General features: G+C 40.9%; 20 protein-coding genes. 18 read left to right on the top strand and 2 right to left on the bottom strand.

All coding sequences use genetic code 11. From position 1 onward, the window contains the following. Positions 1-61: 61 nt before the first annotated feature. The 10 genes from FGG79_RS11065 (at position 62) to FGG79_RS11020 (ending at position 13,030) form a co-directional block, all read left to right on the top strand. Positions 62-1,063, top strand: coding sequence for a tetratricopeptide repeat protein (locus tag FGG79_RS11065; RefSeq protein ID WP_138778251.1), 1,002 nt, complete (start codon positions 62-64; stop codon positions 1,061-1,063). A 160-nt stretch (positions 1,064-1,223) separates the two neighbouring features. Further along, positions 1,224-2,510, top strand: coding sequence for a trigger factor (gene tig / locus FGG79_RS11060; protein ID WP_138778249.1), 1,287 nt, complete (start codon positions 1,224-1,226; stop codon positions 2,508-2,510). Positions 2,511-3,067: 557 nt separating this feature from the next. Next, positions 3,068-4,339: an ATP-dependent protease ATP-binding subunit ClpX gene (clpX, locus tag FGG79_RS11055; protein WP_138778247.1), complete on the top strand. Its 1,272-nt coding sequence runs from the start codon at positions 3,068-3,070 to the stop codon at positions 4,337-4,339. Positions 4,340-4,427: 88 nt separating this feature from the next. Beyond that, positions 4,428-5,150, top strand: coding sequence for a Dph6-related ATP pyrophosphatase (locus tag FGG79_RS11050; protein WP_138778245.1), 723 nt, complete (start codon positions 4,428-4,430; stop codon positions 5,148-5,150). 209 nt (positions 5,151-5,359) lie between these two features. After that, positions 5,360-7,018, top strand: coding sequence for an ATP-dependent protease LonB (gene lonB / locus FGG79_RS11045; RefSeq protein ID WP_138778243.1), 1,659 nt, complete (start codon positions 5,360-5,362; stop codon positions 7,016-7,018). A gap of 245 nt (positions 7,019-7,263) precedes the next feature. Continuing rightward, a complete protein-coding gene (gene lon, locus FGG79_RS11040; protein WP_138778241.1) occupies positions 7,264-9,588 on the top strand; it encodes an endopeptidase La in 2,325 nt (774 codons plus the stop codon). Beyond that, positions 9,585-10,172: a ribosome biogenesis GTP-binding protein YihA/YsxC gene (yihA, locus tag FGG79_RS11035; RefSeq protein WP_138778239.1), complete on the top strand. Its 588-nt coding sequence runs from the start codon at positions 9,585-9,587 to the stop codon at positions 10,170-10,172. Before lon ends, yihA begins: the two co-directional genes overlap by 4 nt. A 583-nt stretch (positions 10,173-10,755) precedes the next feature. Continuing rightward, positions 10,756-11,538, top strand: coding sequence for a transporter substrate-binding domain-containing protein (locus FGG79_RS11030; protein ID WP_138778237.1), 783 nt, complete (start codon positions 10,756-10,758; stop codon positions 11,536-11,538). A gap of 86 nt (positions 11,539-11,624) precedes the next feature. Next, positions 11,625-12,272 (top strand): amino acid ABC transporter permease, encoded by a 648-nt coding sequence (locus tag FGG79_RS11025; protein ID WP_138778235.1) that lies wholly within the window; start codon positions 11,625-11,627, stop codon positions 12,270-12,272. A 35-nt stretch (positions 12,273-12,307) separates the two neighbouring features. Then, positions 12,308-13,030 (top strand): amino acid ABC transporter ATP-binding protein, encoded by a 723-nt coding sequence (locus FGG79_RS11020; protein WP_171050914.1) that lies wholly within the window; start codon positions 12,308-12,310, stop codon positions 13,028-13,030. 53 nt (positions 13,031-13,083) lie between these two features. Here FGG79_RS11020 and FGG79_RS11015 read toward each other — a convergent pair whose 3' ends face one another. Further along, positions 13,084-13,569: a LiaI-LiaF-like domain-containing protein gene (locus FGG79_RS11015; protein WP_138778231.1), complete on the bottom strand. Its 486-nt coding sequence runs from the start codon at positions 13,567-13,569 to the stop codon at positions 13,084-13,086. Between the two features lie 397 nt (positions 13,570-13,966). Between FGG79_RS11015 and hemA the strand changes: the two genes are divergently transcribed. From hemA to ysxE, 8 genes are all read left to right on the top strand, one after another. Then, positions 13,967-15,319, top strand: coding sequence for a glutamyl-tRNA reductase (hemA, locus tag FGG79_RS11010; protein WP_138778229.1), 1,353 nt, complete (start codon positions 13,967-13,969; stop codon positions 15,317-15,319). Positions 15,320-15,334: 15 nt separating this feature from the next. After that, a complete protein-coding gene (gene ccsA / locus FGG79_RS11005; RefSeq protein ID WP_138778227.1) occupies positions 15,335-16,168 on the top strand; it encodes a cytochrome c biogenesis protein in 834 nt (277 codons plus the stop codon). Between the two features lie 17 nt (positions 16,169-16,185). Beyond that, complete coding sequence (gene hemC, locus FGG79_RS11000) at positions 16,186-17,118, top strand: hydroxymethylbilane synthase (RefSeq protein ID WP_138778225.1); 933 nt, start codon at positions 16,186-16,188, stop codon at positions 17,116-17,118. Then, a complete protein-coding gene (locus tag FGG79_RS10995; RefSeq protein ID WP_138778223.1) occupies positions 17,118-17,900 on the top strand; it encodes a uroporphyrinogen-III synthase in 783 nt (260 codons plus the stop codon). Before hemC ends, FGG79_RS10995 begins: the two co-directional genes overlap by 1 nt. Before the next feature lie 26 nt (positions 17,901-17,926). Then, entirely contained in the window at positions 17,927-18,901 is a 975-nt protein-coding gene (hemB, locus tag FGG79_RS10990; RefSeq protein WP_138778221.1) for a porphobilinogen synthase, read from the top strand. Between the two features lie 54 nt (positions 18,902-18,955). Then, complete coding sequence (gene hemL / locus FGG79_RS10985; protein WP_138778219.1) at positions 18,956-20,248, top strand: glutamate-1-semialdehyde 2,1-aminomutase; 1,293 nt, start codon at positions 18,956-18,958, stop codon at positions 20,246-20,248. Positions 20,249-20,429: 181 nt separating this feature from the next. Beyond that, complete coding sequence (gene spoVID / locus FGG79_RS10980) at positions 20,430-21,626, top strand: stage VI sporulation protein D (protein ID WP_240794256.1); 1,197 nt, start codon at positions 20,430-20,432, stop codon at positions 21,624-21,626. A gap of 219 nt (positions 21,627-21,845) precedes the next feature. Then, positions 21,846-22,880 carry a spore coat protein YsxE gene (gene ysxE / locus FGG79_RS10975; RefSeq protein WP_138778215.1) on the top strand — a complete coding sequence of 345 codons (1,035 nt, stop codon included), beginning with the start codon at positions 21,846-21,848 and terminating at the stop codon, positions 22,878-22,880. 36 nt (positions 22,881-22,916) lie between these two features. Here ysxE and FGG79_RS10970 read toward each other — a convergent pair whose 3' ends face one another. After that, positions 22,917-23,105: a hypothetical protein gene (locus tag FGG79_RS10970; RefSeq protein ID WP_138778213.1), complete on the bottom strand. Its 189-nt coding sequence runs from the start codon at positions 23,103-23,105 to the stop codon at positions 22,917-22,919. Positions 23,106-23,260 lie beyond the last annotated feature (155 nt).

Here is a 23,260-nt window from a genome sequence, read left to right as displayed (position 1 = left end):
GTTATCCAAATGATATCGTGCTAAACTAAAGGCAACTAATAAGTATAGGCAGGTATGTAATATGACAAAGGGAAACGAAGAAGAAAAAGGGAAGATTGTCCAGTTCCCAGGCTTGAAGGATCGGTTACTCGAAAAAGGTTTGCAGGCGTTGGAAAGTGGAGAGGTGCATGAATCCTCACAGCTGCTCACACAAGCCTATGAACTAGAACCAGATAGCCCCGATATCAATACAGCTCTTGTATTGTCTCTCTACGAAAGCAAGCAGTATGATAAAGCCAAATACATATGTAAAGAAATGCTCCTTGAAGGAATCGGTGACTATTTCGAAGTTGTTGATATGTATTTGATGATCCTTATCCAACTGCATCAGCACAGCGAAGTAGCTGATACGATTCACGCTCTTTTTGATGAAAAAGAAGTTCCCTTTGAAAAAGAAGAACATTTCAAAAAGCTTCTTCACTTTAGTGAAAAAGTGCTAAGTGGCAAGGCCTCTATTCCTGAAGAACCTGGTGAAGAAGATCTGTCATTTGTACTATCTGGAAAGAGTCTGGAGGAACAAACCTTACTCGTGGCACAAATGGTACACCGGAATATTCAGCCTTTTATTGGGGAGCTAAAGGCGATTTTAAAGGATTCAGATTCTCATCCTTTCCTGCAAACGATGGTTCTGAATGTTTTAAGAGAGCACGGAATGGATAAAGAAGTACTTGTATCTAAGTTTGGCAGGGAGGACCGGGTTTACCCTGCAGCACTTGAAGATGTATTTGAGTCTGACTTCTTCACGGGTGTCTCGAATGCACTAGATGATCATCTCGCCCAGACGAATCCAACTCTCTTTCAACATGCTCAAGAATTACTGAAGCGGCATGCGTTTCTTCTTTATCCATTTAAACTTGAAGAAGAAACGGGAGAAATTGCTTCTGTATATGAATACTACACTGCGGGGATGTTTGCAGATACAATTCTTGAGGAACAGTTAAAAGAACAAGTTGAAAACACGCAATCTCAGGCGATTCTAGCCAAACTTAAGGAACTAGAGGAAATTTCCTCTCCCAATATTTAAATGCTCTCTGTTGAAAGACAGTGGCTGTATGTTATAATGTAGTGGTTGTAATGTAAAAGTTTTTCATATATTTACGATGATAGTGCTAGATTCATACAGGACTATCTACTACTATGCGTAAAAAATTTAAGATCAATTATAGATTGTTGGAGGGAACAGTATGTCAGCAAAATGGGAAAAACAAGAAGGTAATCAAGGAGTACTTACAATTGAAGTAGAGGCTGCAAAAGTAAACGAAGGTTTAGACGCAGCATTCAAAAAAGTTGTAAAGCAAGTAAATGTACCAGGATTCCGTAAAGGGAAAATGCCTCGTGGAATGTTCGAAAAACGTTTCGGTGTAGAATCACTTTATCAAGACGCATTAGATTTCATCTTACCTGAAGCGTATGCGAAAGCAATCGAAGAAACTGGAATCGATCCAATCGATCGTCCTGAAATCGATGTTGAGCAAATGGAGCAAGGAAAAGATCTAGTTTTCACTGCTAAAGTACAAGTGAAGCCAGAAGTTAAACTTGGCGAGTACAAAGGCCTTGAAGTAGAAAAAGTGGAAACAGAAGTAACAGCAGAAGATGTAGAAGCTGAACTTACTTCACTTCAAGAAAAGCAAGCTGAACTAGCTGTTAAAGAAGAAGGAAAAGCTGAAGAAGGCAACACAGTAACAATGGATTTCGAAGGATTCGTTGACGGTGAAGCATTTGAAGGCGGCCAAGCAGAGAACTATTCACTTGAACTTGGTTCTGGTCAATTCATCCCAGGTTTCGAAGAGCAATTGGTTGGTGTAACAACTGGAGAAGAGAAAGAAGTAGAAGTTTCTTTCCCAGAAGAATATCATGCAGCTGAACTTGCTGGTAAACCTGCTACGTTCAAAGTAAAAGTTCACGAAATCAAAGCGAAAGAACTTCCAGCATTAGACGACGAGTTCGCGAAAGACGCTGATGAAGAAGTTGAAACGCTTGCTGAACTAAAAGAAAAAATCGAAAATCGTCTTCAAGAGTCTAAAAAGAACGAAGCTGAAACAGCAGTTCGTGAAACTCTTGTAAATAAAGCTTCTGACAATGCTGAAGTGGAAATTCCAGAAGTTATGGTTAAAGCTGAAGTAGACCGTATGATGCAAGAATTCGAACAACGTCTACAAATGCAAGGTATGAACCTTGAACTTTACTTCCAATTCTCTGGTCAAACTGAAGAGGATCTTCGCGCTCAAATGACAGAAGATGCTGGTAAACGCGTTCGCACAAACCTAACACTTGAAGCAATCGCTGCAGCAGAAAATCTTGAAGTAACTGATGAAGAAGCAGAAGAAGAAGTTAACAAAATGGCAGAACAATACAATATGTCTGCTGACAACATTAAACAAGCTCTAGGCGGCCTTGACACACTTAAAGCTGACCTTAAAGTTCGTAAAGCAGTAGAATTCCTTGTAGATAATAGCAAAACTGTAGCATAATAAAAATAGCAGACAAGGCGCGATTCATTCGTGCCTTGTTTTGTACAATGATTGACCATTTTACACCGTATTTTGACTCATTCGTGTGAAAGGAACGTTTCACACGCTTTTCAGCAGAGCTGAGAAGTTGCCAGAGAAACAAAAAACGAATAAGCAAACAAGTTTGCTCTGGGCGTTTTTTGTTTCTCTGGCAAAATGAGTCAAAATACTATACTCTTTTTAATAATAAACTTTATCCCACGATCAAGAATAAGAACCACGATTTTTGGAAAAAGCTTATTAAACGGGGTTGCATTATTTTTCACCAGGAACATACATAATAAGATTCCTTACATTTCCCTGCTTCAATTGGACAAAATAGTCATTAACAATATAAATCATTTGCTAAAATGCACGTTACATAATAAGATGATTCTTAAGAATCGTATCAATTTCTTTACGGACATATAATATGATAAAATGCAGTACATAACTTTAGGTAATAGGGAAGTAAGGAATCGTTCGTTTAATGAAACAAAGCACGATTTTATGAAGTTTTAACGAAGGGGTGAAAATCATTGTTTAAATTTAATGATGAAAAAGGGCAACTTAAATGTTCTTTTTGCGGAAAAACACAAGACCAAGTTCGTAAATTAGTCGCTGGACCAGGTGTGTATATTTGTGATGAATGTATCGAGCTTTGCACGGAAATCGTCGAAGAAGAATTGGGTACAGAAGAAGAAGTAGAATTCAAAGACGTCCCGAAACCTCGTGAAATCCGGGAAATCCTGGACGAGTACGTAATCGGTCAAGATCAGGCAAAGAAATCTCTTGCTGTAGCCGTTTACAACCATTACAAACGTATCAATTCAACGAGTAAAGTGGATGATGTGGAACTTTCTAAGAGTAATATCTCTATGATTGGGCCTACAGGTAGCGGTAAAACCCTACTAGCTCAAACACTTGCACGTATTCTGAACGTTCCTTTCGCAATTGCAGATGCCACTTCTTTAACCGAAGCAGGTTATGTAGGGGAAGACGTAGAGAATATTCTATTGAAATTGATCCAAGCTGCTGATTACGATGTGGAAAAAGCTGAAAAAGGAATTATCTACATCGATGAAATCGATAAAGTCGCACGAAAATCTGAAAATCCATCCATTACGAGAGACGTTTCAGGCGAAGGGGTTCAACAAGCCCTTCTAAAGATTCTTGAAGGTACTGTAGCAAGCGTTCCTCCACAAGGCGGACGCAAGCATCCTCATCAAGAATTCATCCAGATTGATACGTCCAATGTACTATTTATTTGTGGTGGAGCATTTGATGGTATCGAACAAATCATCAAACGCCGTTTAGGTCAAAAGGTGATTGGTTTCGGATCAGATCCTAAAAATGCAGAAGTTAAAGAAGATAAATCCCTACTTTCTAAAGTACTTCCTGAAGATCTATTGAAATTTGGATTAATTCCAGAATTCATCGGGCGTCTACCAGTTATTTCAAGCCTTGAGCCTCTAGATGAAGAAGCGTTGGTTGAAATTCTGACAAAGCCTAAAAATGCATTGGTAAAACAATACCAAAAAATGCTGGAATTAGATGATGTAGAGCTTGAGTTCACAGAAGATGCTCTTATTGAAATTTCGAAAAAAGCAATCGAACGTAAAACAGGTGCTCGTGGATTACGTTCAATTATCGAAAACATGATGTTGGATGTTATGTTCGATCTACCATCACGTGATGATATCAAGAAATGTATCATTACGAAAGAAACGATTCTTGGAGATGCGGCACCGCATTTAATGCTTGAAGATGGAACAATGATCGATCCGAACGAAGAAAAGACATCAGCTTAATAGCTTAACGTAAAGCCAAGAATGATTCTTCATTCTTGGCTTTTTTAACATGTTGTGTGAATTTCTAATACAAAAGGACGTGAGATGATTGGAGAGGAAGAAAACGAAGGTGGCCATATCATGGAGCGGAGGAAAAGATGGTTGTCTTGCTTTGTATCGCATCTTAAAAGAAGAAAAAGAAGTCGTTTGTCTCGTGTCAATGGTATCTGAATTAGATGATCGGAACCATGCACATGGCATCCGGTTAGAAATAGTAAAAAAGCAGGCAAAAGCATTGGGAATCCCATTAGTCTTAGTAGATTCAGGGAATGACTATGAAAAAGCTCTCGTTAACGCACTGATTGAATTAAAAAATGAAAAAGGCATCGAAGAAATTGCCTTTGGAAGTTTATATTCTGAAGAAGACAAGATGTGGAATGTACAGGTAGCCAGTCGTGCAGGCGTTACTCCTATCTTTCCAGTGTGGATATCCAAAGATGAAGCCAATCAATTATTGTCTGCGTTTATTTCCCTTGGATTTTCATCTGTCATATGCAGAGCGTCTGAAACCATTTTTGATCAATCATGGGCTGGAAGATTTCTTGATTGGACTTTTTATAATGAGATCCAGAGGCAAGATAGCTGCCCAATGGGAGAATTAGGCGAATACCATACGTTTGTATTGGATGGTCCTATCTTCAAGAATAAAATTCAATTGGTGAAGTCAGGAGTGGTATTGAATTCCGGGCTTTGGTCATTAGATATAGAGGATTGCCAATTATTAGAGAAAAAAAGTGAAATTGATTTAGTAAATCATTTTGTAAACAGGTGAACCCCTGGAGCTTTACCGGTCGCTTCAGGGTAGGGGAGCAACTGGAACGGAAACCAGCCACTACACGCTCAGTTGCTATGAAGAGTCGCTTGATATTTCATTTTTAACCCTTTATTTGAACGAATGAGTTTGCGATTTTTTTTGTTTATTCCCGCAAGGTCGAGGAGATACTAACCGATAACAACTTGTATCTACTTGGAGGGAGACGAATGAGCTTTACGAGCATTGCTTTATTTATCCAATTATTCTTCGGAATCATCATTGGATTGTATTTTTGGAACCTATTGAAAAATCAGCGAACGCAAAAAGTGTCTATTGATCGTGAATCGAAAAAAGAAATGGAAGAGCTCCGAAAGATGAGATCTATATCGTTAACTGAGCCTCTTGCGGAAAAAGTAAGACCGGCAAGCTTTGCAGATATTGTAGGTCAGGAAGATGGAATCAAAGCCCTGAAAGCAGCATTATGCAGTCCAAATCCTCAGCATGTCATCATTTATGGACCTCCTGGTGTTGGGAAGACGGCAGCTGCCCGATTGGTCTTGGAAGAGGCCAAAAAGAATATGAAATCCCCCTTTAGGCCAAGCGCTGTTTTTGTTGAACTTGATGCTACAACAGCTCGTTTCGATGAACGGGGAATTGCTGATCCATTGATTGGTTCAGTTCATGATCCCATTTACCAAGGTGCAGGAGCGATGGGACAGGCTGGAATCCCACAGCCTAAACAAGGGGCTGTGACCAATGCCCATGGAGGCGTATTGTTTATTGATGAAATAGGAGAATTGCATCCTATTCAAATGAATAAATTATTGAAAGTATTGGAAGATCGCAGAGTGTTTCTAGAGAGCGCTTATTACAATGAAGAAAATCACCAAATCCCAACCCATATTCATGACATATTCAAAAATGGTCTGCCAGCCGATTTTCGTTTAATTGGTGCAACGACCCGTACACCGAGTGAAATTCCTCCAGCCATTCGATCCAGATGTATGGAAGTGTTTTTCAGGGAACTTGAACACGATGAAGTGAAAAAGGTAGCCTCTGGGGCCGTTGATAAAGTAGGAATGACGATAAGCGATAAGGGACTTGAAACTCTTTCTTCCTATGCGAGAAATGGACGAGAGGCGGTTAATATGGTTCAAATTGCAGCCGGCGTCGCCATTACGGAAAATAGAAAGGAAATTTTCGATCATGAGCTAGAATGGATTATCCAGTCCAGTCAACTCTCACCTCGCTATCAGAAAAAAATCAATGAAGAAGCCACAATTGGATTGGTCAATGGTTTAGCAGTCACAGGTCCAAACACAGGATCATTGCTTGAAATTGAAGTAACTGTGATACCTGCCACTGATAGGGGTGGAATCAATGTGACAGGCATAGTGGAAGAAGAAAGCATCGGAGATAGAAGTAAATCCATTAAAAGAAAGAGTATGGCAAAGGGCTCAATCGAAAATGTGATCACGGTTCTTCGCTCCATGGGAGTGCCAGCCGACCAATATGATATACATGTGAATTTCCCTGGAGGAGTACCGGTTGATGGACCTTCCGCAGGAATTGCCATGGCGCTTGGTATTTATTCTGCCATTTATCGAATTCCGGTTAAACATACCATTGCCGTAACAGGGGAAATTAGTATCCATGGGCTGGTGAAACCAGTCGGTGGAGTAGCAGCGAAAGTGAAAGGAGCTAAATTAGCTGGAGCTACTATTGCGATTATTCCTTACGATAACCAACAAGCGATGTTAAGTGAAATAGAGGGAATAGAAGTGATACCGGTCAAACAACTTAAAGAAGTCTTGGATCTTGCCCTCATGAAAGAACCACTTCCGCAATCTGACATGATAACCGAACAAAATAAAAAAAGTGTGTAGACTATTGGCCGATTCGGGTCTATCCGAATCGGTTTGTTTTTGAAGGAGTGGATGGATTCACTTCTGTTAATCAATTACGGCTGTATGAATAGGGAAATATTCCAATTCGCTAGCAACAAAGTGCAAAAAGGCATATGCGTGAAATAGATTGAATAAAGTTGTAAATACCTATTTAATAGACACTACCTAGTAAATAAGTTAGAATTGTACAAAGACTTAGAGAGCAAAATTCGGAGGTGTTATATGTGTCAAATCAAAATAATTTAACGGTTCCCCTCCTTCCATTACGAGGCTTACTTGTATATCCAACAATGGTCTTGCATTTAGATGTTGGACGTGAGCGCTCTGTACAAGCTTTAGAAAAAGCCATGATGGATGACCATTTAATTTTCTTAACCACTCAAAGAGATATGAATATAGATGAGCCAACACAAGAAGATTTTTACGAAATGGGAACTCTGACCAAGGTTAAACAGATGCTTAAATTACCGAATGGGACCATCAGGGTATTGGTTGAGGGATTAACCAGAGCGTCAATCACCTCATTCACTGATCAGAAAGATTTCTATGAGGTAGAAGTAAAGGAATTCAAGGATTCCGAAGTGAAAGAATCAGAAACAGACGCTTTAATGAGAACGTTATTGAATTATTTCGAACAATACATAAAGCTATCGAAAAAGGTTTCAGCCGAAACATATTCAACTGTTTCAGACATTGAGGAACCAGGAAGACTTGCGGATATCGTTGCTTCCCACCTTCCTCTTAAAATGAAGGAAAAGCAAAACGTTCTTGAAACTTTAGACATCAAGAAGCGACTCCAAATGGTGATCGAAACGATCAACAATGAAAAAGAAGTGCTCAGCTTGGAGAAAAAAATCGGTCAGCGCGTAAAACGATCCATGGAAAGAACCCAAAAAGAGTATTACCTTCGGGAGCAAATGAAAGCCATTCAAAAAGAATTAGGCGACAAAGAAGGCAAAACGGGTGAAATAGAAGATCTGACGTTAAAGATCCAACAAGCTGACATGCCGGAAGATGTTGAACATACAGCATTAAAAGAACTGGCACGTTATGAGAAAGTGCCGTCTAGCTCAGCTGAAAGCTCTGTTATCCGCAATTACATTGAATGGCTTGTTTCCTTGCCATGGTCAACTGAAACTAAAGATCAACTGGATATTAAGCGATCGGAACAAATTCTAAATAGAGATCATTATGGTCTTGAAAAAGTAAAAGAGAGAGTTCTCGAGTACCTTGCTGTTCAGCAATTAACGAAATCTCTTAAAGGACCGATCCTTTGTCTTGCCGGACCACCTGGAGTCGGTAAAACAAGCTTAGCCCGTTCAGTTGCGGAATCATTGGGTCGAAACTTTGTCCGCGTCTCCCTTGGTGGTGTCCGTGATGAGTCTGAAATCAGAGGCCACAGGCGTACCTATGTAGGAGCCATGCCAGGCAGAGTCATCCGCGGAATGAAAAAAGCGGGTACGATCAACCCGGTGTTCCTTCTCGATGAAATTGACAAAATGTCCTCTGATTTCAGGGGAGACCCATCCTCAGCAATGCTTGAGGTCTTGGATCCTGAACAGAACTCTCATTTCAGTGATCACTACATTGAAGAAACCTATGATTTATCGAAAGTGATGTTTATCGCTACTGCCAATGATTTGTCCACAATTCCAGGTCCATTAAGAGACAGAATGGAAATCATAACGATTGCAGGTTATACTGAGCTTGAGAAGTTAAATATTGCGAAGCACCATTTATTAGATAAACAAATCAAAGATCACGGTTTGAATAAATCAAAGCTTCAAGTGAGGGACGAGGCGATTGTTGATATTGTCCGCTACTATACGAGGGAAGCAGGTGTGAGGAGCTTAGAACGTCAACTGGCTGCTCTTTGCAGGAAAACAGCGAAGATCATCGTCTCGGGAGAGAAGAAGCGCGTCGTGATCACCTCAAGCAATATTGAAGAGTTTCTTGGAAAGAAAAAGTTCCGTTATGGCCAAGCAGAGGTGGAAAACCAAATCGGAGTTTCAACAGGTCTTGCCTATACGACGGTTGGGGGAGATACGCTGCAGATCGAGGTGTCCCTAGCACCAGGTAAAGGAAAGCTTGTGTTGACCGGGAAATTGGGAGATGTTATGAAGGAATCAGCTCAAACTGCCTTTAGCTATGTTCGATCGAAAGCAAGTGTGCTTGGAATTGACGAGTCCTTCCATGAGAAATATGATATTCACATTCACGTTCCAGAAGGTGCAGTACCTAAAGACGGCCCTTCAGCAGGGATTACGATTACGACCGCACTCGTCTCCGCCCTGACAGGTAAATACGTGAACAGAGAAGTAGGAATGACAGGTGAAATGACCCTGAGAGGAAGAGTTCTTCCAATCGGAGGCGTGAAAGAAAAAACATTAAGTGCTCATCGTGCCGGAATAAAAACGATTATCCTTCCGAAAGATAATGAAAAGGATATTGATGATATTCCTGAAAGTGTTAGGGGAGAATTAACCTTCATCCTCGTATCCCATATTGATGAAGTCTTAGAGAAAGCATTAGTAGGTGAAAAGAAGTGAAAGTAAATCAAGTTGAGCTAGTCATCAGTGCAGTCAGGCCTGAACAATACCCTGGCGATATCCTTCCTGAGTTTGCCCTGGCAGGGCGCTCGAATGTAGGAAAATCCTCATTCATCAATAAAATGATCGGACGTAAGAGTATGGCAAGGATTTCATCCAAGCCAGGTAAAACACAGACGTTAAACTTTTATAAAATAGAAGAAACCCTCTATTATGTTGACGTACCAGGCTATGGTTTTGCGAAAGTTTCAAAAACAGAGCGGGAAGCATGGGGGAAGATGATTGAAACGTACATTACATCTCGTGATCAGCTTAGAGCGGTTATCATGATTGTGGATCTTCGCCACGCGCCGTCAAATGATGACGTGATGATGTATGATTTCCTTAAACACCATGGCCTTCCTTGTATCGTCATTGCCACGAAAGCCGATAAGATTCCGAAGGGCAAATGGCAAAAACATCTGAAAGTCACAAGAGAAACATTAAATATGGACACAGAAGACAACCTTATCATGTTCTCTTCTGAAACTGGACTTGGAAAAGACAAAGCCTGGGATGCAATCAAATCGTATTATAAGAAATAGATTTTCATAAAGAATCGATTCATATGCCTTGAGCATTGGATCGTTTCTTTTTTTTATCCTACAACAAGGCTCTTTTCGCATAGATTGTTGTTTTCTACCATAGGAACTGCCAAGGCTTTGTCAAAGAGTGTGTGCGAGAGGTGTCGTGACAAAGCTTAATAGTGACAAAAACGAATGCAACAATAATTTAACTATTGAAACAAAAATCGACCACCTGCAGTGGAAATCACCACATGTTAATAAAAAGAAGTAATGCTATAGACTCCTTTTTAAATTGACTATTAAATTAATCACCTATAAAATACAAAAAATCACTAATTCTATTCAAGCTTGAGAGTAGTATAAAAGATGGTCTACCGAAGTCCGTATAAGGTTGATAGACCTATATGAACCGAGTATATGAAAGGAAATGAAAGGATGCTTTCGCATATGTATCTCTAAACAAGCTGAGTGCCTTTCATCCTGTAAAATGGATAATTATAACCAATATAAGTCAAATTTGAATTTTGAGAATTTTCTCCATTGTTGATACAATTATGAAAGATTAAAAATATTACAAGCTACATAAGGGGGACTTTAGCTAGTGAATAATTGGAAAAGCCTGGTCTTATTAGTCATTTCTGTACTTCTTCTATCAGCCTGTGGCGGGAAGGCAACAACAGAAAATGGTGCCAAATTAGTAGAAAAAGACAAATTCATTTATGCAGCTTCAGGTGAATTCAAGCCATTCAGTGTGACAAATAATGATGGAACCATGTCCGGTTTCGATATTGAAGTCGCTGAAGCAGTGGCGAAGGAAATGGGTCTTGAACCTGAACAGAAGAAATTCAAGTTCGCAGGAATTGTAGAAGGAGTGAAATCCGGTCGTTTTGATGCAGCGGTTGCCAGTCATACGATTACGGAGGATCGCCTGAAAGAAGTTGACTTCTCAACTCCTTATTATTATTCTGGACCACAGATTTTCGTTCGCACAGACAGCTCTGTAGAAACATTGGACGATCTGAAAGATATGGAAATTGCCGTATCCAAAGGATCTACTTACGCAGACACAGCTAAGGAAGTAACGGATAAAATTCAGGCGTATGATAGTGACGTTGTCGCTCTAGAGGCATTAAATAAAGGCAAACACGATGCTGTTATTACAGATTTCATTACAGGTAAGGAAGCGATTGCTTCCGGTTTGAACATTGAGGCCCGTGAACTGATCGGTCGCAGTGAGCAAGCTATCGCTGTAAGTAAAGACAATGAAGCACTACTGGAAGAAATTAATAAAGCTCTTGATACATTAAGAGAAGACGGTACATTAAAGAAAATCAGTGAAAAATATTTCAATACAGACATAACATCGGATCCAGAGAAAGAGTAAGAGCAGCATGACACAGAGCGGATGTGCTTCTATGCGCATTCGCTTTTTGTTTTAACTACGTATTATAGTTGAATGGAGGGAAGTTCATGCACTTTTTAGAAACCTTTGCCAGTACATATGATGTTTTTCTTAAAGGGATGTTATTAACGTTCCAATTAACCTTTGTTTCAGTTCTTATTGCGATTGTGATTGGTTTATTTTTCGCATTTCTTAAGATTTCCGGAATCAAGCCCTTGTCATTGCTTGCGGATTTATACATTTTCGTTGTTAGGGGAACTCCTTTAATTGTTCAGATCTTCATTTTCTACTTTGGATTAACTTCATTGAATATTTCAGGCTTCTGGTCTGTCGTCATGGGTCTTGCTTTCCATAATGGAGCATACATCGCCGAGATCTTTCGTGGAGCCATTCAATCCATTGATAAAGGACAAATGGAAGCGGGACGTTCTCTTGGGATGTCACTTGGCTTGTCTATGAGAAGGATCATCCTACCTCAGGCATTCAGACGTGCCCTGCCGCCGCTCGGGAACCAATTCATCATTGCATTGAAGGACTCATCTCTTGCTTCCTTCATCGGGATGTTTGAATTGTTCAGTGTGGCGACGACACTCGGATCGAATAACTTTGATTACATGACATACCTGCTCGTTGTAGCAATCTATTACCTGGTTCTTGTATTGGTATTCTCGACGATTGTCAATATAATCGAAAAACGTATGTCTGTCAGTGATTAATAAAGATACGGGAGGGATTTAGTGTGAGTCAGGAAATGATTAAAGTAGAGAAATTAAATAAATCCTTCGGTGATTTACATGTACTAAAGGACATTGACATTAGCGTAAGAGAAAGTGACGTGGTTTGCCTTATTGGAGCCAGTGGTTCGGGGAAGAGTACATTGCTACGTTGCTTAAACTTCCTGGAACTGAAAGACAATGGGAAGGTCGTTATTGAGGGCGAAGAAGTGAATCAGGATACACATGATTTGAACAAGATCCGTCAGAAGGTAGGGATGGTGTTTCAGCATTTCTACCTTTTCCCCCACAAAACCGTATTGGAAAATGTAATGGAAGCCCCTGTTTACGTTAAAGGTGTATCGAAGGCAGAAGTAAAGAAGGATGCGAAAGAGTTATTAAAGAAAGTTGGACTTGCTGATAAAGAAAATGTCTATCCATCCAAGTTATCTGGTGGTCAGAAACAGCGTGTCGCCATTGCTAGAGCACTTGCAATGAAGCCTGAAATCATGCTTTTTGATGAGCCCACGTCGGCACTTGACCCTGAGTTGGTTGGAGAAGTGTTGGCTACCATGAAGGAGCTTGCTTTAGAAGGGATGACGATGGTCGTCGTGACCCATGAAATGGGGTTTGCCCGGGAAGTGGCCGACTGGGTCGTGTACATGCATGATGGCCGAATCGTTGAAGTAGGGCCACCTCAAGAATTGTTCGGCTCGCCAAAGGAGCAACGAACGAGAGAATTTTTGGATTCGGTTCTCTAATAGAGCGTATAAAAGCCCGGGAGATTTCCCGGGCTTTTTTCATTATGTAGTCATCATTTTTTTCTAATAAATAATAAATAGACGCCAATTCCGATAATAACGATCGGCCAGAATTCCCAAGCTGTGCCAACACTGCCTTCAATTAATCCAAACCATCTCACAACCTTATCATAGAAAAGGAGAATGATAGATAAGGATAAAAAGAGTAGACCTTGAAATAATCCCGCCCTCGTTTTTTGGTATTTGAGCAGAAAGCCCAACGCAATGATAAGGATGAAAGTCCCCATATGGTCCGGCCAGATAGCAAGTTTATTTACAACGTGAAAATGGAGGCCGAAACCAACGAGAATTGTACCTGGAAGAATGGCTTCATAATCTCTCCCACCATACCCCTGACCAAGAAATGCGAGCCCAACAATGATGAGTAAAGTTGGCCACGTAAAGAACTCCTGAAATAATACGATATTTGCTTGTTGTAAGTAAAAATAAGCTCCGAAGCCGATTAAGATGATTCCTGGGAATATTCTTTGCTGTTTCATGGTCTTCCTCCTTAATCTTTTTAAATGTGGGTTATAAATCCTGTTTTTATGGGAAAATAACACATAATAATAAATTTAACCCGTAAGATCCGACAAATAGCGTGAAACCTTTCCATTACTTGATTGTTTAAGCTTGTTTTGGTACCCTACATTAGTAGGGTATGTCGAAATATAGAAGATTTCTTAAGAATTGAAAATGCTTTCATGCTTTTTCTGCTCTTTCTTAAATCTATAGGATAAAATGAATGTTTAGCAAGTCCCAGAAGAAGGATTGGTTGTTACCCTATAAATGTACCATAACCAGGGTTCAATTTCTGTTCACATTTCTGGGGTCAGGCTCTTATTTGGACATGTTATAATAATAGTAATGATTTTACTTGGGGGTGTAGTGCATAGCATGTATACAATAGTCGTTGGTTTAAATTACAAAACGGCCCCTGTAGAGATTCGCGAACGTTTATCTTTCAATGAAACGGATCTTCCTTTAGCGATGAAGACCCTAAAGGAAAAGAAAAGCATACTTGAAAATGTGATCGTTTCTACATGTAACCGAACGGAAGTTTATGCGGTTGTAGATCAGCTTCATACAGGTCGTTATTATATTAAAGATTTCTTATCTCAATGGTTTGATATAGATAAAGAGGAGTTCACGCCTTATCTTTTCATTTATGAACAAGAAGGAGCAGTCGAACACCTTTTTAAGGTTGCCTGCGGACTGAACTCAATGGTCTTGGGAGAAACCCAGATCCTTGGTCAAATTCGTTCAAGCTTCCTCAGTGCTCAGGAGTCAGGGGCGACCGGAACCGTATTTAATCATCTGTTCAAGCAAGCTGTGACAGTAGCGAAAAAAGGGCACTCTGATACAGATATTGGTTCTAACGCTGTGTCTGTCAGCTATGCTGCCGTTGAACTTGCTAAAAAAGTATTTGGTAGCTTAGAGAACAAGCATGTTTTAATTCTCGGGGCCGGTAAAATGGGGGAACTTGCCATTCAAAATCTCCATGGCAGTGGTGCTACTAAGGTGACCGTCATTAATCGTACGTATGAAAAGGCCCAATCTCTCGCTGAGCGTTTCAGTGGCGATGCTAAAACAATGCAGGAGCTCCAGTGTGCCCTTGTTGAAGCGGATATTATGATCAGCTCTACAGGTGCAAAGGATTTTGTCATTACGAAAGAAATGATGTCCCATGTGGAAAGCATGAGAAAAGGTCGCCCATTATTTATGGTGGATATTGCTGTACCAAGGGATTTAGATCCAGCCATCGGACAATTGGAAAGTGTTTTCCTTTATGATATCGACGATTTAGAAGGCATTGTGCAGGCGAACCTGGCTGAGCGTAAAAAAGCAGCTGAGCAAATCGAAATCATGATTGAAGCCGCAATTGTCTCCTTTAAAGAGTGGTTGAATATGCTGGGAGTGGTTCCGGTCATTTCAGCTCTCAGACAAAAAGCATTGTCGATCCAAGCAGATACAATGGAAAGCATCGAACGGAAAATGCCTGACCTGACGGATCGGGAACGCAAAGTATTAAATAAGCACACGAAGAGCATCATTAATCAACTATTAAAAGATCCGATTCTTCAAGCGAAGGAATTTGCAGGGCTTCCAGACTCTAACGATAAATTGGACTTATTTATCAATATTTTTAACATTGAACAACAAGTGCTAGAGCAAAAACAAGTGAAAGCAGCCAACGAAAAGATTGAGAGCGATCTTAAGCTTGCACCACAACCCTCTTTTCAAGCATAAGTGAGGTTATTGTCGATGTTTGAACAAACGATGACTAGGCTGCACGAACTTATGATTGTTCTGTATGCTATTAGTATTCTCTTTTATTTTATAGATTTCTTAAACAAAAACCGGAAGGCGAACCTGTTTGCCTTCTGGTTACTTGCGATTGTTTGGGTCCTTCAAACAATCTTTTTATTTCTATACATGATGAATACAGGCAGGTTCCCGGTCCTCACCATCTTTGAGGGACTTTATTTTTATGCGTGGGTCCTCATCACCCTGTCCCTCGTCATCAACCGGTTGTTGAGAGTGGATTTCACTGTATTCTTCACGAATGTACTTGGATTCATCATCATGGCGATACATACATTCGCACCTGTACAGGTGGAGTCACAGGCGATGGCAGAACAAGTGATATCAGAATTATTATTGATTCATATCACGATGGCTATCCTGTCCTATGGAGCATTCTCACTATCCTTTGTATTTTCCCTACTATATCTTCTGCAATTTAAATTGCTAAAGGAGAAAAGATGGGGGCAAAGGTTATGGAGGATCAGTGATTTGTCGAAGCTTGAGAAGATATCCTATATCTCGAACTCGATTGGTGTAGCCATGCTCCTCTTGAGCCTGATACTTGGGTTGCAGTGGGCATATATCAAGCTACCGGAATTTCTGTGGTATGATCCGAAAATAATAGGATCATTCATTCTATTGATTTTATATAGCAGTTACTTATACCTTCGCATTAAAAAGAATGTATTTGGAAAATCTTTAGCGTTTCTTAATGTTGCAGCCTTCTTGATTATATTAATTAACTTCTTCTTAGGTAGTCGGTTGTCTTCATTTCATTTCTGGTATTCATAAGTTTTCAGGAGGTCATTATGAGAAAAATTATTGTTGGATCAAGACGAAGCAAGTTAGCTCTTACACAAACCAATTGGGTGATTGATCAGTTGAAAGCGCTGGATCCCTCTTACGAGTTCGAAGTGAAAGAGATTGTCACAAAAGGGGATCAAATTCTTGATGTCACTTTGTCAAAAGTGGGAGGTAAAGGCTTGTTCGTGAAAGAAATCGAACAAGCGATGCTGAATAAAGAAATCGATATGGCGGTTCACAGTATGAAAGACATGCCAGCAGTTTTACCTGATGGACTGACGATCGGCTGTATACCTGAGCGTGAGGATCACCGAGACGCGTTCATTAGTAAAAACCATGTGGCTCTTAAGGATTTAGCTGGTGGGGCGATTGTGGGAACGAGTAGTTTGCGCAGAGGGGCTCAAATCCTGTCTGTCCGTCCAGATCTTGAAATCAAATGGATCCGTGGCAATATCGATACACGCCTCTCTAAGCTTCAGAATGAGGATTACGATGCCATCATCCTCGCAGCAGCTGGATTATCACGAATGGGATGGACATCAGATGTTGTAACTGAATTTCTTGATCCGGATCTGTGCTTACCTGCAGTTGGCCAAGGGGCATTATCGATTGAGTGCAGAGATGGTGATTCTCAACTTCTTGAACTCCTTGAGAAATTCGCATGTGAAGAAACGACTGCTACAGTTACTGCTGAAAGAGCGTACTTGCATAAAATGGAAGGTGGCTGTCAAGTGCCGATCGCCGGATTTGCCGAGCTTAAGGACAATGGAGACATTGCCTTGACCGGACTTGTCGCTTCTCCTGATGGGAAAACCATTTATAAAGAATATATGGTAGGTCAGGATCCGAAACAAGTTGGGGAAGAAGTGGCCGAAAGTTTAACAAAACAAGGTGCGAAAGCCTTGATCGATCAGGTGAAAGAGGAGCTTGATCAATAATGAAGGGTAAGGGGCCTTTAGCGCAAGTAAAGGTTTTGATTACTCGTGGCAACGAAGGATCCAGTGAGACGGGAACCCTTATTGAAAACGAGGGAGGGGTTCCCATTCTGGTGCCGCTCCTTCATTTTCAACCTCATAAAGATGCGTGGGAGAGCACTCCTCGCAACGCCATACATACGTACGAATGGATTATTTTCACCAGTAAAAATGGAGTGAAGTTCTTCTTGCAAGCATTGAAGAAACTTGAGATTCCGGTGACCTCATTTACTGGAAAGTTTGCTGCCGTGGGTAGTAAAACAGAGCAGTGCTGTATTAAGTACGGGCTCGAGGTTTCCTTTGTTCCAGAGAATTTCACGGGCGATGACTTTGTCGAAGAGTTTATTTCAAAAGTAAAACCTTCTGGTAATGTCTTGATTCCAAAAGGGAACTTGGCTAGGAATGTGGTAGCGATGGAATTAGCTTCGGCTGGATTAGACTGTCAGGAGTGGATTGTTTATGAAACGCTCCTTCCCAAGGAGAGCATAGAGCAGTTAAAGAATATTATCGAGAAGGAACAAGTGGATATCATCACCTTCACCAGTTCATCGACAGTCCATCATTTTATGAAGGTCATCGAGGAATATTCACTGCATGATCATATCCGGGACATTCCCATCGCGTGTATAGGTCCGATTACGAAAAATACTGCTGAACAGTACGGATTACATGTAAAAGTCTGTCCAACCATTTATACTGTAAGTGCAATGGTGAATGAGATGATAGACTTCATCTCTTCTCACTAGTTCTAAAATAATAGGAGGTTTTTAATATGAAAGACCTGCAATTTAACCGTCACCGCCGCTTGCGTCAATCGGAAACAATGCGTGCGTTAGTAAGAGAAACTCATCTTCGAAAAGAAGATTTAATTTACCCGTTGTTTGTTGTGGAAGGGGAAAATATTAAGAATGTTGTTCCGTCCATGCCGGGGGTTTACCATATTTCGCTGGATAATTTGAAAGCTGAAATGGATGAAGTGGTTTCCTTAGGAATCAAATCCATAATCCTTTTCGGTGTTCCCGCTGAAAAAGATGAATTAGGGAAACAAGCATATCATGATCATGGAATCGTCCAGGAAGCAACACGATTCGTGAAGGAGCAGTATCCTGAACTGGTTGTCATCGCGGATACTTGCCTATGTCAGTATACAAGTCACGGGCATTGTGGAATTGTCAAAGATGGAAAAATACTGAATGACCAGACTCTTGATCTGTTGGCTCAAACAGCAGTCAGCCAGGCTGAAGCAGGTGCTGACATTATTGCTCCTTCGAATATGATGGATGGATTCGTGGCAGCGATACGCCAAGGTCTGGACGAAGCCGGCTACCAGGATGTGCCGATCATGTCCTACGCCGTTAAATATTCTTCAAGCTTTTACGGTCCTTTCCGTGATGCTGTTCATTCTACTCCTCAATTCGGAGACCGGAGAACCTATCAAATGGACCCTGCAAATCGTTTAGAAGCATTGAGAGAAGCGCAGTCTGATATAGAAGAGGGAGCAGACTTCCTAATTGTGAAGCCTGCCTTATCTTACTTAGATATTATGAGAGAAGTAAAAGACCGTTTTAACGCACCTGTTGTTGCTTATAATGTAAGTGGGGAGTACAGCATGGTGAAGGCTGCGGCACAAAACGGCTGGGTGAACGAACAGGAAATCGTAATGGAGAAGCTGACAAGCATGAAGCGTGCAGGAGCAGATTTGATCATTACGTATTTCGCTAAAGATGTAGCCAATTGTTTATCCTGATTGGTGGAAAGTTCCTATAAGGATGACGAAAGATCATTAAAGGAGGAAACCCTATTGCGTTCATATGAGAAATCAAAGCAAGCGTTTAAAGAAGCAGTAAACTTGATGCCTGGCGGAGTGAACAGTCCGGTACGTGCATTTAAATCCGTAAAGATGGATCCGATTTTCATGGAAAGAGGAAAAGGATCGAAAATTTACGATATTGATGGAAATGAATATATTGACTATGTGCTTTCTTGGGGACCACTAATTCTAGGTCACAGCAATGACCGAGTGGTAGAAGCCATTAAAAAAGTAGCAGAAAATGGCACTAGCTTCGGTGCTCCAACTGAGATTGAAAATAAATTAGCTAAACTTGTGATCGATAGAGTTCCAAGTATCGAAGTGGTGCGCATGGTCTCTTCTGGTACGGAAGCGACCATGAGTGCCCTACGTCTTGCTCGAGGATATACTGGTCGTAATAAAATCCTGAAATTCGAAGGGTGTTACCACGGTCATGGGGACTCATTATTGATTAAAGCGGGATCAGGTGTTGCGACACTTGGATTACCTGACAGCCCTGGAGTGCCAGAAGGTGTTGCCAAAAATACGATTACAGTTCCATATAATGATTTAGAAAGCATCCGCTACGCCTTTGAACAATTTGGTGACGATATTGCTGCCATCATCGTTGAGCCGGTTGCAGGGAATATGGGTGTTGTCCCACCTCAGCCTGGTTTCTTAGAAGGCCTTCGTGAAATCACGGAAAATCATGGCTCTCTGTTAATCTTTGATGAAGTCATGACTGGCTTCCGTGTTGGGTACGGATGTGCTCAAGGCTATTACAACGTAACCCCTGATCTGACTTGTTTAGGGAAAGTCATTGGAGGTGGCCTGCCTGTAGGTGCATATGGTGGGAAAGCTGAAATCATGGAAAGAATCGCCCCAAGCGGTCCGATTTACCAAGCGGGTACCCTGTCAGGAAATCCGTTAGCCATGACAGCTGGTTATGAAACCCTAAGTCAACTGACACCGGAAACATATGAAGAGTTTGCACAGAAAGCAGACCAGTTGGAAGAGGGCTTAAAGAAAGCTGCAGAAAAGCACAATATCCCTCATAGAATTAATCGGGCAGGCTCCATGGTTGGTATCTTCTTTACGAATGAAGAAGTAACGAACTATGAAGGTGCGAAGTCTTCTGATTTAGAGATGTTTGCTGATTACTACCGGGAGATGGCAAATGAAGGTGTATTCCTGCCACCTTCCCAATTTGAAGGCTTATTCCTATCGACAGCCCATACGGCTGAAGATATTGAGAAAACTCTTCAAGCTGCTGACAAAGCGTTTGAGAAGATCAGTAATAAGTAATTGAGGTAGCCGATCCTTTATGGGGTCGGTTATTTTTTTATGTAGGCAGAAATTTTCAACAATGCTTCCTTAAACTTACTACAACTTTTCGTTATCAATCATAATCCTCCTTTTCGGTTCATAAAGTGATAATGGTATTGTTTACTATTTCTTTGTTTGGAACCTGAAAGGAGGAATTTCTTTGTCACACGAACAACAATCGTGTTTACGATTTTCTTTGGAAGAATCAATTTGGTTTAAAAAAGGACAGGAAGTTGAAGAATTGCTATCTATCTCCTTAGATCCTCATATAACGATTCAAGAACAAGAGCAGTACGTACTTATTAGAGGAAGCCTTGATCTTTCTGGTGAATATCTACCTACTGCACCAAGAGAAGCGGAAGACAATGAGTTTGAGGCGGGAGGAAAGTTTGTTCAAACAGTGGAGAAAAGAGAAAAAGGGGAGTATGAATTTGTCCATCGTTTCCCTGTGGATGTGACGATTCCCAAAAATCGAATCGCCAACTTAAGTGATATCGATGTATACGTTGAGTCCTTCGATTATAATGTGCCTGAAAATGCCTGTTTGAAATTGAATGCCGATTTGACGATTACGGGGATTTATGGAGAGCAACAGGCCCATACTCCTCTTGAGGCTAACTATAGCAGAGAGGAAGAATATGAACCGCTTTTCAGATCCAATGCCGTAGCTGAAGTTGAAGAAGAAGTGGAGACGGAGGAAGAAAGAGAAGAAGTGTACGAATATGAAAACTATGATGAAGAGAAAATGCCCACGTACGTAGATGTGTCACAAGAGGAGGAAGTGGAGGATGAGGAGTATCGTCCATTCAGCCTGGAAGGAAAGACACCTCCAGCAGAAGTGGAAGATGAAATTCCTGTTCAAATTCAATATGATGCACATCCGACTCATTCCTTTGAAGAAGTTGATTATCGGAAGGAAAATGTATTTGAATTGCCTCAGCATGAGTTAAGTGAATCTTCTGAGGAGCAGCACGCTGAACCAAAGGCTGCCTATACTCCGACACCTAAATACAAGCCGCAAGAGATGGAAGAAGAAGAGTCTTCCTCATCATCGTCTGCCGTAGATGCCGAGATGGAAGAGAGCGGAGAAGAGCAGGAAGAAAAGAAAAAGACAAAAGGGAAAAAGAAATATGAATCCATTTCATTAACGGATTTTTTCGCGAGAAAAGAAGAGGAAAAAGGTGCGACATTGCGCGTCTGCATCGTTCAAGAAGGAGAGACCCTGGATTATATTGCGGAAAAATATGATTTAACCATTCCACAACTATTAAGGGTGAATCAGCTCGAAGCCAATCAGGATGTGTATGTGGGGCAGGTTCTTTATATTCCCAACAACGAATTTGTATTCAAGGGATAAAGAAATATCGCATAGTCCTCCAACCGAGGATTAAAGACGAGTGCAATTGTACTATAGAACAAACGATGGGGCTGACACCATAATCATTGGAGTTGGTCCGTTTTTTTTAGAAAGGTCTGTTAAACAGAGAGGGGAATCATGTTGAACGTAACGGCCCGACAGAACCCGTCTTGGTGTTTGACTGTACGTTTAGAAAAGTAATCTTAGAAGGTGAGAGGAATGGTACACACGCTTGATGGATTAAAGCCTGTCTTACAACCATATGGTGTCGAACCTCATTTTGTGGAAAGCTACGGAAAACTTTCTAAAGTCTTCTCTAATAAGGGGACACTGGCAGTTAAGCAGCTTCCTGCCCAGAACGGGGTAGATTTTGTACGGAATGTGCAAATACTGTTCCAATGGGGATATAACCGGATTGTTCCAATCTATCCGACTCTCGATGGGCGATATGCGGTTTGGAATGAAGGGGAGTTGTACTATGTGATGCCCTGGCTTTTAAACCAGGAGAGGGAGGACAGCTTTGAAAAGCATCAGAAAATGTTTCGGGAACTAGCACGGCTTCACTCTCTATCCTCACAAGAAGTGAAAATTGACAAAGAGGAGAGGGAATCTCATTACGAGCAGCTCACATCAAGGTGGGATAAAGAGCAGGAGTTTCTTGATGAATATGTTGAAGCCTGTGAAAAGACAACGTATATGTCACCATTCCAATTGCATTTTTGTATGTATTATAAAGATGCATCTCAAGCATTGAAATTTTCTCGTAAGATGCTTGATGAATGGTACGAGGAAACGAAGGAATTAGAAAAGGTCCGAACCGTGATTACTCACGGTAAGGTATCAACGGAGCATTTCTTATTCGATGAACGTGGCCTGGGTTATTTCCATAACTTCGAGAATTCAAGGATGGGTTCGCCGTTTCATGATCTTCTCCCATTTTTATCGAGGACGCTAAAGACCTATCCCAAGTATTATGAGGAATGCATCGAGTGGCTCACCACATATTTTCAGCATTTCACCGTACGTAATGAAGAGCGGCTCCTGTTCATGAGTTATTTAGCATATCCGAGTTCAGTGATCGCTGTCGTTGAAAAATATTTTCATACACCAAAGGACAAAAGGAATGAACGGAAATCAATTAAGAAACTACAGAGGCACTACTGGCTTCTGAAAAACACCGAATACGTGGTGATGCGGCTAGATGAAATGGAAAAGAAGAAACAAGAGCAGGCCCAAGCGGCTGAGGGGGAATAAAAAAAGGACTGACGAAGTCCCCATTTCGTCGGTCCATTAAATCCAATCGAAATAAATGGCAAGGCCGATACCGATAAACAGAGTTAACAGAAGGACATCAAAAGTGGTAGGGAGCAAAATGGTACGAATCCCTTGAAAGATAGAAAAGGGAATGATGAATTGCTTACATATTAACCTGGCGTTTCCCATCCATTTCTGCATGGTGTATTGATTGATTTTCTTCAAATTGGTCCACTCACTTTCCTGGGTATATTCACTACATTATCTTATGATTTCAGTACACAATGGTGCCTAGAGTAGGCAAAATGAATATTTTTCATGAAAATTGGTAATAATGATTGACGAAAGTTTATCTTATCCTATACTATAATGAGTAAATA

This window comes from Bacillus sp. BHET2, assembly GCF_005938125.1.
Lineage (GTDB): Bacteria > Bacillota > Bacilli > Bacillales > Bacillaceae_B > Rossellomorea.
This window is presented reverse-complemented; position numbering and strand designations above follow the sequence as displayed.